The organism is Methyloversatilis sp. (assembly GCF_051861465.1).
Lineage (GTDB): Bacteria > Pseudomonadota > Gammaproteobacteria > Burkholderiales > Rhodocyclaceae > Methyloversatilis.
The window spans coordinates 1-15,466 of record NZ_JBHYCQ010000016.1 but is presented as its reverse complement, the minus strand read 5'-3'; the positions used below and the strand labels follow the sequence as shown (position 1 = coordinate 15,466).

The window sequence follows — 15,466 nt, the reverse complement described above, 5'->3', positions numbered from 1 at the left end:
CTCGCAGCATCCGACCTGGTGAGATAGGCTGCACAGAATTCTGTCACCTACCGACCCTCCCGGGAGCGAGCCATGGGGTTTTCTGCCAGTGACGTAGTGCCCTTCACCCAGGCACGCGCCAATCTTTCCGAACTCGCCGACCAGGCCAAGGCCGGCGCCGAAAAGATCATCACCAAGAACGGTGAAAGCTACGTGGCCCTGATCGGCGCCGACCGGCTGGCCTATTACCACCGGCCGGAACGCGAGCGCATCCACTTGTTGCTGATCGACGACGCCAAGCGCGGTCTGGCCGACATCGTGGCCGGGCGTACCCAGCTCGCCGATGCCGCAATCGCCGGGCTCCAGCAGCGTCGGGCGGAGGGTGCCGTGGCAGACGCCGGCGAAGCCGTTCCGCCCTCCGGCAAAGCCCGAAAGCCATGTGGCTGAGACTCTTTATCGGGTTGAGCTGACTGACAGCTTCCTGGCGCGCCTCTAAGCCATCGAAGCCTTTCTGATCGAGGCCGATGCAGGCGCGGCCTTCGACGATCCGCTCGATCAGTTGCACAGCACGGTCATCACGAATCTGGCCCGCTTTCGGCGCATCGGTCGGCGCTACCTCGACCACCCGCCCCAATCCGCCGAGGCACTCAGCCGGCTTTCCGCCATGCCGACAGGGGCCGCCGATTCCCTACGCGAGTATCTGCACGGCGACTACCTCACGCTCTACACCGCGTCGGATGACGTGGCGACGGTCTACATGCTGACCATCCGCCACCATCGGCCGTTGTCGTTCGATTTCGCGGGACTGTGGCCGGTAGGGAACTGAGCGAATAGTGCTGTTGCTGTCCGGTTGCGGCATTGATAGTGCAGAAGCTCGTCCTCATGCGCCGCTTACCAGATGGGGCAATTCCGTACGCGCACAAAAGAGATGATCGTGTGGAGGGAACACCAAGCGCGAACTTCAAAGCTTGCTCAGTTCTGCCTCCAGTCTCGTGGCTTCAGGTACGCCGAGTGCAACCAAAGTCGCGACGGTCGTGTCGATGGCTGACCGGAGCGGCACGCTGCTGCTGAGGCTAGAAGGGCTGCTTGCCCGAATAGTCTCCACCAACAAGCACCATCTGCGGCCCACACCGTGGTCGATCCATAGCTGTCGGAAGTCTGGATAGGCCTTGAGCAATGCGCTTCCGGCCCCGACGAGTAGTTCTAATTGCTCGGCTCGCGGCGCAACCTCCAGCAGATTGAGCAGTACTAGGGCGACGAAGGGTGACGGCCCTTGACCAACCAGTTTGCGCAGAATAGGGAGGAACGGACCGACTCGCTCCACACCCTTCCCAAACAGATAGCACTTCGATCCCTGCCCGAACATGTGGTCGTTGAAGAACAAGACGGCGATTGCCGGGCCAATGTGCATTTCGATGGATAAGTCCCTGCTTCGGCTGAGACGTTCCCATCCACGCGTGGTCAGCATGTGGTCGGCGAGTGCGCTCCGAATGTCTACGGCCACCTGCGTCGGAATGTTGTCGTCCTCGAAGTACACCGCGTCGATGTTGCGCAAGAAGTCGACGAGCACGTCGTAGAAATTCCGGTCTGGAAGCGCAACGATGTACCGCACGGCTAGTTCAGTCGCCTCAGGCGTTGACAGACCGACAACGCAGCGGGCAACCGCCTCAAAGAACGTATTGTTCCATTCAGATGGCGGATGGTCCGTTTCGTCTCCGTCGTCTAGGTTCGCTCCATTCGCGAGGGCCGTCCAAGGCATGTAGGCTTTCACGATCTCGCTGAGCCAAGGGCGCGTGTCATCGCGGGAAAGAGCGCGCAGTTGGCGCAACCAGAGAGCCGCAGCCTGATGATTTAAATGCTCAGTTGGCGAAGGCGCCGGCGCTTCTGTTGGTTCTGGTGTAGCAATTCCGGGTTCCAGGTAAGCGGAGTCGCCTTCTCGGCCGAGCTTGTTTACCGGAAATGTCGGCCACGTTGGCTCCGGGGCTTCGCCGCCAAGCCATGCCATCTCAACGGCAACGGCTGCCCGTGACCGTTCATGACAACGCGCTTTGCGAGCGTCGACTTCCTCCTGTGACGCATCCCAAGCTCGGTTCTCCACCACACACCCGCTGAATGCACATCGGAGCACAGCTCTCGGTAGGCGACTATCGACGTCCGCTAGGACTTCGGCGGAAGTCCCGAAGCCGTGCGCGACAGCGTGCTTTCCTGTCGCCGCTGCCTCAAGTAGCGACCGCACATCTTCCGGCGTTGACCGATGTCGCAAGGCGTGGATCAACCCGGCATAGGCGATTGCGGTCGGATTGAAGCGCAGGCCCCCTCGCATCCGACGCGCAGGATCGTCGTCGAGAGCTGCAAGCGTCTTCTCGAGTTGAGATCGCGCCCATGCTCCGTGCTCGGCGCGCAAGGCGTCATCACCGTCCCGCATGACGATCATCGCGGCCGTCACAACCGCTTCCTCTTGCATGCGCCGCTCCCCGCTGTCGTCGTCGGATTCGACTTCTGCCGTAGCTGTCGCAGAACGCCGCGCCCAAGCCACCGCTGCCGACCGACCTTCTGGTAGCAACCGGGCGGGATCATCGACCGCAAGGGTCAGCGCAGACTGCGTGGCGAAGTCTGACTCTCGCTCAGTCGCGGCGTCTCGCAAAGCTTGTAGATGATTCTGCTCCGCCGTTGGCGATAGATACTTGCGCGCAGTCGCGGATGATCCGTCCTTGAGCGTCACTTCCACTTCTGGCCAATTTGCGGCATCCGAAAGGTTCAGTGCGTACCGAACCATGAATTCCGGGTTGCCTAGATGCGCGCTCGCGGAAGGTTCGCCCAGGCGTGCTGCCGCGGTTGCCAACAGCGTCCTAAGTGCCGCAAGTTGATCCGGGGATGCCAGGAACGTGAAGTTGCCAATCAGTTCGTCAAGCGTTGTCCGGCGGGATGGCCGGCGCTTCAGGTCAGCGGCGGTTACGCTGCCGCGCGGTTCGCTACGCCAAGCGCCAAGCCCGAAGAAGTCCGGCATTTCGACACGCTCATGCACCTGACGCGTGTGATCGATACACAGCAGTTCGGGACAGCCGAGAAATGCCTGCGCCACGTCAAGCGATTTGGGCCAGTGCGAGATTATGAGATCAACTGCCACCAGCAAGTACGCAGCGCACGAGCCCTGCGGCCCGAGCACGTCTGTCAGCACACCTTCGAATGATTCGCCCGCCTCAACGCGGCGGTGCGCCCATGCTTCAAGCGCCATCAGCGCGGACGTGACGGCGTAGAAGTTGCTGCTGCGAGACCAGAAGTAGGTCTGCGTCCACGGGAAAGTGCGCGCACTTCCCGGCAATGCCAAGGCGACCCCATCCTTTCCGGGGTCAGCGCCTCGGTTTCCGTGGGCGACTGCATGCGTGACTAAGCGATGAACCAATGCCAAGCCATCTTTGGGCGAATTGGTCAGCAATTCAAAAAATGGGCCTTGGGTCGGCGATGCCTGAATGAACTCGTTATCGAGATAGGTAAAAGCCTCTTCACCTTCCCAAGAGAAGTGTCGCTCGTGCGGCCGGGGCTTAGCGATAAGCGCCCGCGCGGTCAATTCAGCGAGCTCCGCTGGCGCCGCTTGGGCCAAAGTGCCTCGCATCTTCAGGATGCTGCGCACGATTTCTTCGTTGTACTCGCTCTGCCCCACAGCCTTCAGATACTCGGCAGCAAGTTCTGGCGTTGTCCGTGCGAACATGACGAACGCGTCACGGAGGTCTGACTTCAGGGAATGAACCTCTTCGCGATCAAGGTGCGCCCAGAGCACTGGGCCTTTGCGTGGCGCTGGCTTTACATCCCTAGGCTCCATAAGCCTCAGCCAACGATAGATCTGCCGTGTTGTAAAGGGCGTGATATCGGTGGCGCCAAGCGTGCCAATCGAGAATGTAGTGTATAGCTGAACGATTTCTGGAATGGCATCGCTCGGAACGCTATCCGCAGTACCCAAGAGCCAGATAATCAGCCACATCCATGCCGGGCCGCGCGGGACGTTGATCGATTCGGGTATGAGCGCGGGGTCGACTCCCGCAGCCGCAAAGACCTCTGCGGCCGGAAGCACATCGACAGCCATGATCGTTCGGATGAGTTCGCGCAGCAGTGCGGCGCCATTGGCGAGAAGCTCGGGCGATGCGCGTTGGAGGAGTGCTTCCGCAGCTTCGGATCGAGCTAGGGCGAGCAACGCGGCGCGGCGCCAAGAACGATGAACTCCCGCTTGGCTCAGGCGATCGACGAGCGCGTGCCACCTCACGCCATCAGTCGCCCGCTCGATTGCCATGCGCGCTGCCAGTTCAACGCCACGTGCAAACATCGCCGTTGCTGGCCGATCTAGTTGCAGCCTGTCGACAAGTTCGGGTTCGGCGTGAAGGGCGCTCGCAATCGCCCATTCGCGCAGTACGTCATGACGAAACGCGACCCGGTCAATGCCCAAGTCCCGCAGAGTGCCGCGAGACACAAGCGCATCGATCGGCGCCGCAGCTTGGCCTGTAACGTCGAGGAAGTCAGCGCCAGACAAGGACTGCGCTGCGGCGCCTTGCAGCACCCGAGTCCGATCACGCCACCCAGCGTCGCGAGCGCCGTCCGCAGTGGTCCACCACTGCTCAGCCATATCGACTTCAGTGCGCGGTACGGGATCAGATGCTGGCTGACTCGCCAGCCGTGCCAGGCGAAACAGGTTTCTGGCGACCTGGCGCGCGGGATGGCCGTCCGTTAGAAGCGGCGCAAGCGAAGGATCAGTCACCTTCAGCTGCTCAATCTCCGCCTCGCTCAGCTCACCTATTGTGATCGGGTCGCTTTGGCCCAGGCGTGCCAGTGCGTCGGTCGGCAGCCAGCTGGGCTCATCAACACCAAATTCGCGCCGAGCCGTCGCGACCACTGCTACTCCCGGAATGAGAGAGGCTTCCCCGACGAGATCGACGACCGTGAGCCTCTCTTCTGTGCTGAAAGAGTCAAGGTTGTCGACGAAGATCGTGGCGCCCCCGTCATTAGCCAGTTCGACGAGCAACTCGCGAAGCGTTCCGTCGAAGCCGAGCTGTGCGCGCAACGCTGTCCATCCGCGCGGAACACATCGTCCTGGGCTGAGAACGATGACCTGACTTTCGGCTTGCATGGCCTCGGCCATCTGGCGCAAGACCCCCGATTTGCCAACGCCTGCATCACCACGGATCTCCACATAGCGTCCGCAGTCCAATGCTTCGCGCGTTGCGGCAACACGCTCCTGTCGTGCAAGTACGACGCTGCCCACGCGGTTACGAATGTCAGCAAGGGCCAAGCGGGACGACTCGGCTAGCGCGGCTCGGGCCGTAGCGTGCCGACGTTCGCCTAGGAACCGATAGCCCAGCTGCGCGAGAGCTTGCAGTGCTGTCTCGCGGGTTCTGTCGCCGCCGCGTGTCGCCACGTCGATTGCTAGTTCAATGAGGCTGACCCAGAAGACCCCGGCGCGCGATCCATCGTCGGTATGCAGCACACGTACAGAGCGTTCCAGCGCTAAGTCTTGCGATGCAGAGCCTGGGGCCGTGAAGTCGAAGGTCAGAATCTGCAGCCGGCGAAGCAACAGCCAGACGGTCTCGTTGTCGTCTGAAGAGCCTTCGTCTCGCAGGTGGCTCTTGAACGTCTTGACGAAAGCGCGCATGTCGTCGTTTGCCACACCCGCCAGATCAATTTGGGCGGCGAACGTAGCTGCGTCGCCAATCTGTCGCGCGAGAGTGAGTACATCCTGATATGCCCCGTCGATCTTGCGCGATCCCTTCGTCGTCGCAATCGCCAGCTCGTACCGCTGCGTCAGGAAGTCAGGCCGTTGCGACGCTTTGACGATTTGGCCTACGACTTTGCGAAAGACGGGATCGGCGGCGGCGAAGGTGATGGTTCGCTTGACCTGAACCTCAAGAACCGCCGGCTTACCGGACATGTTGTCATGGGAGTGAATGATTACGTCATCGAGCGGACGCCCAGCATTGGCTTGTTGTAGAGCCACCCGATCTATCGTGGCGCCGGGAAGACCTCGTGGCGGCGCCCCGCTGAGCATGGCTAGTAAGTATGACGCACCGACTTGGGCCTCGAAATGGGTACCTGCTGGCCCACTGGCCAACGTGCTTGTCCCAGCATTGGTGTCCGATGCTGGCATTTCCCGTTCGCTCACACTTCTCCCTTTCGATGCTGTCGATCTTCGCGCTCGATGAGTCGCTTAATCTGAATCGTCAAGTGCTTTGCCGACACCTCCATCGCTAAAGATATCGTCATTTGACCCTTATCGGGAGGCGTCCGCGGCGGCGCTTCTATTCAAGAAGAATCTCAATTAAGTCGAACAAGCTTGAGTCAGTGCATCTGGCCACAATTCGGAGATTGCTTTCCGCGGCGCCTGATCAATGATGGAATGCTCTCATGACCGAATCGACTCCCGCTCAACCTCACGCGAATATCACCCTCCCCACCGCCGCCCGCGACCTCTACCGCGCCCTCTGGCTCCACGCCAGTGGAGCCCGCGCGCAGATGCTCGGCGCCGCAGCGCTCCTGTCCGGTGCGCAACTGATGCGGCTCACCATGCCCTGGCTCGCCGCGCAGGCGATCAATGCGCTGCAGGCGGGCGACATGGCGACGGCGGGGCGGTGGATTGCCTATCTGATCGGCATCTATCTGTTGTCGTGGTTGCTGCACGGCCCGGGTCGGGTGCTGGAGCGCAATGTGGGGGTGCGGGTGCGCGTGCGGCTGGCGGATCAGCTTTATGCGCGCATCTCCGCTGCGCCGCTGGCCTGGCGGGACGGGCGGCATTCGGGCGAGCTGCAGCATCGCGTGATGCAGGCCAGCCGGGCGCTGTCGGATTTCGCGCAGAACCAGTTCGGCTATCTGCAGAACGCCTTCAACTTCGTGGGTCCCCTGGTGGCGCTGGCGCTGTTGTCGCGCACGAGCGGGACGATCGCGATCACCGGCTATGTCGTCATCTCTTTCATCATCCTGCGCTTCGACCGCACCTTGATGCAGCTCGCCCGCGCCGAAAACGACGCCGAGCGCCGCTATGCCGCAGCGCTGCTCGACTTCGTCGGCAATGCCGGCACGGTGATCGGCCTGCGCCTGCAGGCCGCGTCACGCACGCTGCTCGGCCGGCGCATGGACGCGGTGATGGCGCCGCTGCGCCGCGCTGTCATGGTCAATGAGGGCAAGTGGTTCACGGTGGATCTGCTCGGGATGGGGCTCACCTGGATCCTGGTGGTGGTCTATGTCGTGCAGACGCGCCAGCCGGGGCAGGCGGTGCTGCTGGGCACCGTGTTCATGATCTATCAGTACGCGCAGCAGGCGGCCGGCGTGGTCGGTTCGATGGCGTCGAACTTCCAGAGCTTCGCGCGCATGCACACCGACTATGGCAGCGCCGAGCCGATCTGGGCGGCGCCGGCCGACCCCGACGCGACCGTACCGGCCGTGCTGCCCGATGCGCCCTGGCACACGCTGGCATTGCGCGGCGCGACCTGGCGCTATGGCGACGACGCGCGCGGTGGACTGCACGGCGTGGATCTGGAATTGCGCCGCGGAGCGCGCGTGGCGCTGATCGGGCCGAGCGGTGGCGGCAAGAGCACGCTGCTGCGCACGCTGGCCGGCCTCTACCCGCCGCAGCACGGCGAATTGCTGCGCGACGGTGTCGCGGTGCCGTGGGCCGAACTGCGCACGCTGGCCACGCTGATTCCGCAGGAAGCCGAAGTGTTCGAAGCCAGCGTGGAAGAAAACCTCACGTTCGGCCAGCCGGCCGAGGCCGCGGCGCTCACGTCCGCCATGCACACCGGCGTGTTCGACGAAGTGCTTGAACGTCTGCCCGACGGGTTGCACAGCGGTTTGAGCGAGCGCGGCGGCAATCTGTCGGGCGGTCAGCGGCAGCGACTGGCGCTGTCGCGCGGCGCGCTGGCCGCGCAGGGCAGTTCGCTGCTGCTGCTCGACGAACCCACCAGCGCGCTCGACCCGCTGGCCGAGGGCCGCGTGTTCGACCGCATCGTCGCCGCGTTCCCGTCGGCCTGCATCGTCGCGTCAGTGCATCGCCCCAGCCTGCTCGCGCGCTTCGACACCGTGGTCGTGGTGGAAGGCGGGCGCGTGGTCGACGCGGGGCCGCGCGACGAGGTGCTGGCGCGGCGTGGGCACTGAAGCGTCGTTGCATGCTTCAAGGCCGTCTTGCGGGCAGGGGCGGCGCCGGACTTCGGTGATCACGGCTCAGCGCCTGCTGATCCATCGACGGCACCTGTTCGAAGTGCGGAATCGCGAGCAGGGCTCGCTCCCACAAAAACCGCGATGCGCCGAAGGTCAGCCCAGCAGCGTCTTCGCGACCAGCCCCACCACCGCGCATCCCGCGATCACGTGCATCACGTTGCGCTTGTAGCGGAAAAGCGCCACCGCGGCGCCGGCGGCGATCAGCGCCGATATCGCGTCGAAGCGGCCGTCGAAGCCGTCCGGCCACAGCACGTGGTAGCCGAAGAACAGCGCCAGATTGACGATGACGCCGACCACCGCGGCGGTGATGGCGGTCAGCGGCGCGGTGAATTTCAGGTCGTCGTGCGTCGATTCGACCAGCGGGCCGCCGGCCAGGATGAACAGGAAGGACGGCAGGAAGGTGAACCAGGTGACCAGCATGGCGGCCACCGCGCCAGCGAGGAACAGGCCGTCCGGCCCGAACAGCGCGCGCATTTCGGCACTGAGGTAGCCGCCGACGAAGGCCACGAAAGCCACCACCATGATGAGCGGTCCGGGCGTGGTTTCGCCAAGCGCCAGGCCGTCGATCATCTGCGTCGGCGTGAGCCAGCCGTAGTGACCGACCGCGCCCTGATACACATAGGGCAGCACCGCGTAGGCGCCGCCGAAGGTGAGCAGTGCGGCCTTGGTGAAGAACCACGCCATCTGCGTCAGCGTGTGGCTCCAGCCGAAATGCAGCGTCAGCAGCGCCATCGGAATCACCCACAGCAGTGCACCGATGGCCGCCACGCGCGCAAGCCGCGACCAGCGGAAACGTGCGTGCTCCGGCGTCGGGGTGTCGTCGTCGATCAGCGCCGGGCCGAAAGACTTGACCGCCTTGCCGTGGCCGCCGCTGGCACTGAACAGCGCCGGGGCGAGGCGACCACCGACATAACCGATCAGCGCCGCCGCAGCGACGATGGCGGGGAAGGGCACGTTGAGCGCAAAGATGGCGACGAAGGACGCGCCGGCGATCGCCCACATCCAGTGGTTCTTCAGCGCGCGCGAGCCGATGCGGTGTGCGGCCTGCAGCACGATGGCGGTGACCGCCGGCTTGATGCCGTAGAACAGCCCGGCCACCAGCGGCACGTCGCCGAACGCGATGTACACCCACGACAGCGCGATCAGGATGAACAGCGACGGCAGCACGAACAGCACGCCGGCAATGATGCCGCCCCAGGTCCGGTGCATCAGCCAGCCGATATAGGTCGCCAGCTGCTGCGCCTCCGGGCCGGGCAGCAGCATGCAGTAGTTGAGCGCGTGCAGAAAGCGGCGCTCGGAAATCCAGCGCCGGTTCTCGACCAGCTCCTGATGCATGATGGAAATCTGCCCGGCCGGCCCGCCGAAGCTGATGAAGCCGAGCTTGAGCCAGAACAGGAAGGCGTCGCCGAACGGTACGGTCGGGGCGGGGCGGGAGGCGTCGGCAGTGTCGGGCAGCGGCATGGTGAGCTTGATCTGTGCGGTGGTGCGGGCGGCAGCGTCGGGTGCAGAGTGTGAACGGAGATCGCCCGGGTTTTCGTGGGACGGCTCCCACACTAGAACCGCGACCGGGCGCTGAGCGCAGGGCTGTGGGAGCGGCGTCCCCGCCGCGATCAGTGCCGCGATGGTCGCATTGCAGCGTGCGTATCGCGGCGAGGGCGCCGCTCCCACGAGGACTGCTCCCGCAGCGGCCGCACCCCGAGCGTACCGCAGCTTCATGACGGTGCGCCTCTGCGATGCTGCAGCATCCGCGCAACACCCGCCCCCTGACGGACGCGGTGCAAAGCGCTATCCTGCCGCCAGTTTTTGCTGCCAGGCGATAGAACATGTCCCAGCCTTCCCTGTCCGTTCCGGTCGACGCCGCCCAGAACGACCCGGCGCCCGACACCACGATGCTGCGTGCCGTGAAGGCGAGCGCGCTGCAGACGTCGCCGTTCGAGCATATATATATGCAGAACGTGTTCTCGCCCGGCTTCTACGAGCGGCTGCTCAAGCTGATTCCGGCGCGCGAGCGCTTCCACGATCTGCGCCACAAGGACGCGATGCGCGCCGACGGCAGCAGCGCCCGGCGGCGCATGTACCTGTATCCGGAACACCTGTGGCGGCTGCCGGCCGAACAGCGCGCGCTGTGGGGTTCGATCTCGCGCGTGCTGCGCTCGCGCGACATGCAGGACGCATTCAAGCTCAAGTTCAGACAGTCGCTCGAAACCCGCTTCGGCCGCAGCATCGACCAGATCGATCTGTACCCCATCCCCATCCTGGTGTGCGACCTGCCCGGCTATCAGATCGGCATCCACGCCGACGTGATGGCCAAGGCCATCACCGTGCAGTTCTATCTGCCGAAGGATGCGTCGCAGCGCCACATCGGCACGGTGTTCCATTACGGCCGCACCGGCCCCGAGGCGGAAAGAACCATCGCGATGGATTTCATGCCGGCCAGCGGCTACGCCTTCGCCGTGATGGAGCGCGAAAGCTGGCACAGCGCGCGCCGCACCACCGAAGCCGACGGCGAGCGCTGGACCCTCATGCTGACCTACTACGTGCAGGACACGCCCAAGGCCTGGTTCAAGCGCCGCTGGGACCGCTTCCGCACCTTCTTCGGCCTCGGTCCGAAGGGCTGACCAAGGGGCTGACCGAAGGGGCTGACCAAAGGGCGCGCCCGCGCCTGCCCTCCTGAGACACCTGTAGCCTCTGCGCGCTGAGACGTCCGTCTCATCCTTCCGCGCGCCCGCCTGTTTCAGGAATGACCCCTTGTCGTCTGGGGAAATTTCCCCGCCTTGATCGCAAAGGACTTTTTCCCCTGCGCTGACGTCATGCCCGGCCTGCGCCGTTTTGGCATGGATGATGCAGTTCTTCTTCCGCGCGTTGTCGCCGGGTGCCGCTGTGCGCATCCGAAAAAAACGGAGGAGAACCCATGAACAAGCAAACCGGTCGCCTTGCCGGACCTGTCCTGACCTGCCTGGTCGCGATGTTCGGCCTGAATGCCGCCGTGCAGGCCGAAGATCCGGAACCGCCGCTTGGCGTGAACGTGCTCGAAGCCACCTTCAAGTGGCGTCCGAACTACGTCAGCGACGACATGCTCATCCACGCCGACAAGGACGCCAACAACTGGCTGCACTACGGCAAGGACTATCAGGGCTGGCGCTATTCGCAGCTCGGCCAGGTGACGCGTGACAACGTGAAGAAGCTGGTGCCGAAGTGGAATCTGTCATTCGGCGTCAATGACGCACAGGTCAGCCAGACCACGGTGGTGAATGGCCGCATCTACGTGACCGCCAGCCAGAACAAGGTGTTCTCGCTCGATGGCTCGACCGGCCGCATGATCTGGAAGTACGAGCGCTCGCTGCCGGGCGACCTCGGCCCGCGCCTGTGCTGCGAAGCGGTGAACCGCGGCGTCGCGGTGTACAAGGACATGGTCTACATGGCCACGCTGGACACCCACATCGTCGCGCTGAACAACACCACCGGCCGCGTCGTGTGGGAAAAGAAGATGGGCGACTACACCAGCGGCGAAATCTACACGTCGATGCCGCTGGTGGCCGACGGCAAGATCGTGGTCGGCAATTCGGGCGGTGACGTCGGCGGCAACGTGGGCAAGATCACCGCACTCGATCCGGATACCGGCGAAATCGTGTGGCAGACGCTGACCCGGCCGAACAGTGCGAGCGATCCGCACGCCGCCACCTGGGCCAACGACTCGTGGCGCACCGGCGGCGCATCGGCCTGGCTGACCGGCAACTACGAAGCCAAGACCAACACGATCTACTGGGGTGTCGGCAATCCGTCGCCCGACTTCGATCCGTCGGTGCGCAAGGGTGACAACCTGTACAGCAACTCGACGCTGGCGATGGACGCGAAGACCGGCAAGATCAAGTTCCACTTCCAGTACACGCCGAACGACGCCTGGGACTACGACGGCAACAACGAAACCATCCTGGTCGACGACGAAAAGGGCCGCAAGGTGTGGCTGCACGGTGACCGCAACGGCCACCTGTATTCGATCGACCGCACCAATGGCAAGTGCAATTGGGTGGTGCCGATCGCGCGCGTGAACTGGGTGACCGGCTTCAAGGACAACTGCCGCCCGATCGTCAATCCGGACAAGGTGCCCGGCTACGACAAGATCGCCACCGACATCGCGCCGATTCTCGACGGCGGCAAGGAATGGCACCCGGCGGCCTACAGCCCGCAGACCAGGCTGCTCTACGTGCCCTACATCGACAGCTCGATGGACGTCCAGGCCAAGAAGATGGAATGGAAACGCGGCGAGTGGTTCCTGTCGTCCAAGGTGCTGAAGGCCAACCCCTATACCGGCGGCATCAAGGCGTTCAACGCCACCACCGGCGAACAGGTGTGGTCGCGTCCGCAGAGCACGCCGGCCACCAGCGGCCTGCTGGCGACCGCCGGCGGTCTGGTGTTCTCGGGTGATGCCGAAGGCTTCTTCTCGGCCATGCGCGACGACTCGGGTGAAACGTTGTGGCGCTTCAACGTCGGCACCGGCATCCACGGCAACCCGACCACCTTCACGGTCGACGGCAAGCAGTACGTCGCCATCGTGTATGGCCCGGGCGGCGGCAGCCTGTGGCCGCTGGTCTACGGCGAGCTGTTCAAGCAGCAGAACCGTGGCGGCGGAATGATGGTGTTCGGTCTTGCGGACTGAACGCATGACGCGCAGCGCGGCACGTTCATTGCGATGCCTGTTCGGGTTGCTGGCGTGTGCTGCGCTGCCGGTGTCGGCCGGCGGCGCTCCCGCCGCGCTCGGTGTGTGCGTGGTCGAACAGAACCCGCCGTTTTCTTCGCGCACCGTTGCTCCGGCAGGGGTCGATGTGGAGGTCGCGCAGGCCATCGCGGCGCGGCTCGGCCGCGCGGTGCAGTGGCAATGGATCACGCTGCAGGAACGGGGCGGTCTGGGTCGCGCACTGAAGGAGTCGGTGCAGGCCGGCAGTTGCGCGCTGTTCGCCGGTCTGCCGGTGACCGACGGCAGCGACGACGACCTGTCGGCACGCGGACTGGTGGCGTCGCAGCCCTATGTGTCGGTCGGCTATGTGCTGCTGACGCCAGCGGCCAGCGCGATCGGATCGATGGCCGGGGTGGGTGCGCAGAAGATCGGCGCGGTCACCGCCACGCCGGCTGATCTGTACCTGCTGGCCGGCGGCTTCAACCGCTCGCCGTTCGCCGGCAGCGCAGCGCTGCTGGATGCACTGGCGAAGGGCCAGGTGGGTGCCGGCCTGCTGTGGGCCGGCCGGGTGGCGGGTGAAGCACTGCCTGCAGGTGTGGTCGTGCGCGAGGCGCTTCAGGCGCCCGCGCTGCAGACCCGCTTCGTCATGGTCAGCCGGCGCAGCGACACGGCGCTGACGGGCGCGGTCGACGCGGCACTCGGCGCGCTGCAGGCCGATGGCGCGCTCGACGCGATCGCCGCGCGGAACGGACTGCCGACCGGCAAGCAGCAGGGCGGCAGATGATGGAGATGTACCGGCCATGCAGGCGCTGTCTGCCCGCGGGCTGCAACAGGAAGGAGTGGCAGATGATTCGATACACAACACGGTGTGTGCTGCTGATGGCGCTGGCGGGCAGCGTGCAGGCGTTCGGCCCGGGCCAGGCGCCGGCCAACAATCCGATGGCGGGCGATCGCAGTGCGGCCGGCAAGGGCGAAGAACTGTTCGGCCGCAACTGCCAGCAGTGCCACAACTCGCGCGGCAAGGGCGGCAAGGGGCCGCAGCTGGTCAAGGGTGCCTGGGGCCCGGGTGGCGCGAACAGCGATGGCCAGATGTTCGAACTGATCGCCCACGGCCGCGCCGGTACCCAGATGGGTGGCTTCGCCAACTCGCTGAAGGAAGAGGAAATCTGGCAGATCATCGCCTTCCTGCGCGAGGAAGCGCTGCGCGTGCAGGCGGCCGACAAGATCGCCAAGGATGACGACGAAATTCCGTTTTACTGAACAGCTCCAGCACGACTCACCGGAAAGAACCTGATGAACAACGAACGAATCAAGGCTGCATCACGCGGCCTGCTTGCCGCCTTCGCCTGCGCAGGCACACTGATGACCGCACCCGCGCTGGCACAGTCGGCACGCCCGACGCTCGACCTTGCCACTGCGCGTCTGATGGCCGACGCATGCGAACGCCATGCGAAGGAAAAGGGCTGGCGCATGATCATCGCGATCAACGACGAAGCCGGCAATCCGAAGCATTTCAGCCGGATGGATGGCAGCATCCTGATCAGCATCCGCGTGGCGCAGCTGAAGGCTGACACGTCGGCCGGCGCGCCGTTTTCGACGCGCCAGTTCCGCGACCTGTCGAAGACGGTGATCGGCGCCGAACGGATTCCGCACACCACCACCATAATAGGCGGTCTGCCGATCGTGACCTCGAAGGGCGCGCACATCGGCAGCATCGGTGTCAGCGGCGGCTCGGAAGAAGAAGATGAGGTGTGCGCACAGAAGGCGCTGGACGCAGTCAAGCACCTGATGTGAGGGATTGGGCCGGCACCTCTCTGGCCTTTTTCTTGCTAAGAAGATGGATGCACGCTGGCGCCGAGCCGCGGCACAACACATACCAAGAATTCAAAAGGAGCCCGCATGAAATCCCTGCCGATATCCGTCGCGCTTGCCACCGTGGTCCTGTCCGGCTGTGCCGGTCTCGGGACGAAAAGTGCCGGCCGTGATGAAGCGCCGGACAGCCACAAGCAGTATTGGGCGAAGTACGACCATTCACTGAAGCCGGTGACACCGGCGGTCACGCTGAGCGAAAAGCTCGGGATGCCCGAACCCGCGCGTCCGGCGGCGGGTGGTGCCGCAGCCACCGCTGCCGCTGCTGTCCCGGCGGCTGCCCCTGCACCTGCTGTCCGCAGTTGCGCGGAAGCCGCGCCGGACGCCACCCTCAAACTCATCGCACGGCTGGAAGCCACGCAGGGCAAGTCGCAAGGCGGATCGGCGGAGCTCGACGCGTCGGTCGTCAGGCTGGCCGAACGCACGCAGATGCTGTCCTTCCTGCGCGAATCGCTCTACCGGACCTGCGAGCGTGCCGCTGCCGGCCAGATCAGCAAGGACGAAGCGGCTGCCGCCTACGACAAGGTGATGAACTCGGTGCACGCCATCATCGAAACCGACCGCGACCGCGCCCGCGAATCGGCGGCGAAGGCCGTCAAGGGCCTGTCACCGGAACAGATCAAGGCGCTGCAATAGGCGCCCCCGGAACCACTGCCCGTCCTTGAGCGCAGGGACTGTGGGAGCGGCGGCCTCGCCGCGATCGGTGCAGCGATGGTCGATGATCAGCGCGCGCATCGCGGCGAGGCCGCC

Annotated in this window: 11 protein-coding genes; 9 read left to right on the top strand and 2 right to left on the bottom strand. The window is 64.6% G+C overall.

The genetic code is table 11. From position 1 onward, the window contains the following. Window positions 1-72: 72 nt before the first annotated feature. Both ACTIFF_RS17095 and ACTIFF_RS17090 read left to right on the top strand, forming a co-directional pair. Window positions 73-426 carry a type II toxin-antitoxin system Phd/YefM family antitoxin gene (locus tag ACTIFF_RS17095; protein ID WP_439537926.1) on the top strand — a complete coding sequence of 118 codons (354 nt, stop codon included), beginning with the start codon at window positions 73-75 and terminating at the stop codon, window positions 424-426. Between the two features lie 217 nt (window positions 427-643). Further along, window positions 644-805 (top strand): hypothetical protein, encoded by a 162-nt coding sequence (locus tag ACTIFF_RS17090; protein WP_439537925.1) that lies wholly within the window; start codon window positions 644-646, stop codon window positions 803-805. A gap of 135 nt (window positions 806-940) precedes the next feature. Here the strand turns inward: ACTIFF_RS17090 and ACTIFF_RS17085 are convergent, their stop codons facing one another. Further along, window positions 941-5,959, bottom strand: coding sequence for a hypothetical protein (locus tag ACTIFF_RS17085; RefSeq protein WP_439537924.1), 5,019 nt, complete (start codon window positions 5,957-5,959; stop codon window positions 941-943). Window positions 5,960-6,366: 407 nt separating this feature from the next. On the opposite strand from ACTIFF_RS17085, the gene ACTIFF_RS17080 reads away from it, so the two are divergent. Next, the gene (locus tag ACTIFF_RS17080) at window positions 6,367-8,109 is read left to right on the top strand and encodes an ATP-binding cassette domain-containing protein (protein ID WP_439537923.1); all 1,743 of its coding nucleotides are present in this window, start codon (window positions 6,367-6,369) and stop codon (window positions 8,107-8,109) included. Between the two features lie 156 nt (window positions 8,110-8,265). Here ACTIFF_RS17080 and chrA read toward each other — a convergent pair whose 3' ends face one another. Next, window positions 8,266-9,633 (bottom strand): chromate efflux transporter, encoded by a 1,368-nt coding sequence (gene chrA / locus ACTIFF_RS17075; RefSeq protein WP_439537922.1) that lies wholly within the window; start codon window positions 9,631-9,633, stop codon window positions 8,266-8,268. A gap of 362 nt (window positions 9,634-9,995) precedes the next feature. On the opposite strand from chrA, the gene ACTIFF_RS17070 reads away from it, so the two are divergent. The 6 genes from ACTIFF_RS17070 to ACTIFF_RS17045 all read left to right on the top strand — a co-directional run bounded on the left by ACTIFF_RS17070 (window position 9,996) and on the right by ACTIFF_RS17045 (window position 15,352). Further along, window positions 9,996-10,790, top strand: a complete 795-nt coding sequence (locus ACTIFF_RS17070) for a hypothetical protein (RefSeq protein WP_439537921.1) — start codon at window positions 9,996-9,998, stop codon at window positions 10,788-10,790. A gap of 293 nt (window positions 10,791-11,083) precedes the next feature. Then, the gene (locus ACTIFF_RS17065; RefSeq protein ID WP_439537920.1) at window positions 11,084-12,829 is read left to right on the top strand and encodes a PQQ-dependent dehydrogenase, methanol/ethanol family; all 1,746 of its coding nucleotides are present in this window, start codon (window positions 11,084-11,086) and stop codon (window positions 12,827-12,829) included. Between the two features lie 4 nt (window positions 12,830-12,833). After that, window positions 12,834-13,631, top strand: coding sequence for a substrate-binding periplasmic protein (locus ACTIFF_RS17060; RefSeq protein WP_439537919.1), 798 nt, complete (start codon window positions 12,834-12,836; stop codon window positions 13,629-13,631). Between the two features lie 62 nt (window positions 13,632-13,693). Continuing rightward, the gene (locus tag ACTIFF_RS17055; RefSeq protein ID WP_439537918.1) at window positions 13,694-14,107 is read left to right on the top strand and encodes a c-type cytochrome; all 414 of its coding nucleotides are present in this window, start codon (window positions 13,694-13,696) and stop codon (window positions 14,105-14,107) included. 33 nt (window positions 14,108-14,140) lie between these two features. Next, window positions 14,141-14,641, top strand: a complete 501-nt coding sequence (locus tag ACTIFF_RS17050) for a GlcG/HbpS family heme-binding protein (RefSeq protein ID WP_439537917.1) — start codon at window positions 14,141-14,143, stop codon at window positions 14,639-14,641. Window positions 14,642-14,746: 105 nt separating this feature from the next. Further along, window positions 14,747-15,352 (top strand): hypothetical protein, encoded by a 606-nt coding sequence (locus ACTIFF_RS17045; RefSeq protein ID WP_439537916.1) that lies wholly within the window; start codon window positions 14,747-14,749, stop codon window positions 15,350-15,352. Window positions 15,353-15,466 lie beyond the last annotated feature (114 nt).

What these genes read in the sequence shown, in the direction of transcription:
- ACTIFF_RS17095 (WP_439537926.1), top strand. Translation starts at nt 73, where the DNA reads ATGGGGTTTTCTGCCAGTGACGTAGTGCCCTTCACCCAGGCACGCGCC.
- ACTIFF_RS17090 (WP_439537925.1), top strand. Translation starts at nt 644, where the DNA reads ATGCCGACAGGGGCCGCCGATTCCCTACGCGAGTATCTGCACGGCGAC.
- ACTIFF_RS17080 (WP_439537923.1), top strand. Translation starts at nt 6,367, where the DNA reads ATGACCGAATCGACTCCCGCTCAACCTCACGCGAATATCACCCTCCCC.
- chrA (WP_439537922.1), bottom strand. Translation starts at nt 9,633, where the DNA reads ATGCCGCTGCCCGACACTGCCGACGCCTCCCGCCCCGCCCCGACCGTA.
- ACTIFF_RS17070 (WP_439537921.1), top strand. Translation starts at nt 9,996, where the DNA reads ATGTCCCAGCCTTCCCTGTCCGTTCCGGTCGACGCCGCCCAGAACGAC.
- ACTIFF_RS17065 (WP_439537920.1), top strand. Translation starts at nt 11,084, where the DNA reads ATGAACAAGCAAACCGGTCGCCTTGCCGGACCTGTCCTGACCTGCCTG.
- ACTIFF_RS17060 (WP_439537919.1), top strand. Translation starts at nt 12,834, where the DNA reads ATGACGCGCAGCGCGGCACGTTCATTGCGATGCCTGTTCGGGTTGCTG.
- ACTIFF_RS17055 (WP_439537918.1), top strand. Translation starts at nt 13,694, where the DNA reads ATGATTCGATACACAACACGGTGTGTGCTGCTGATGGCGCTGGCGGGC.
- ACTIFF_RS17050 (WP_439537917.1), top strand. Translation starts at nt 14,141, where the DNA reads ATGAACAACGAACGAATCAAGGCTGCATCACGCGGCCTGCTTGCCGCC.
- ACTIFF_RS17045 (WP_439537916.1), top strand. Translation starts at nt 14,747, where the DNA reads ATGAAATCCCTGCCGATATCCGTCGCGCTTGCCACCGTGGTCCTGTCC.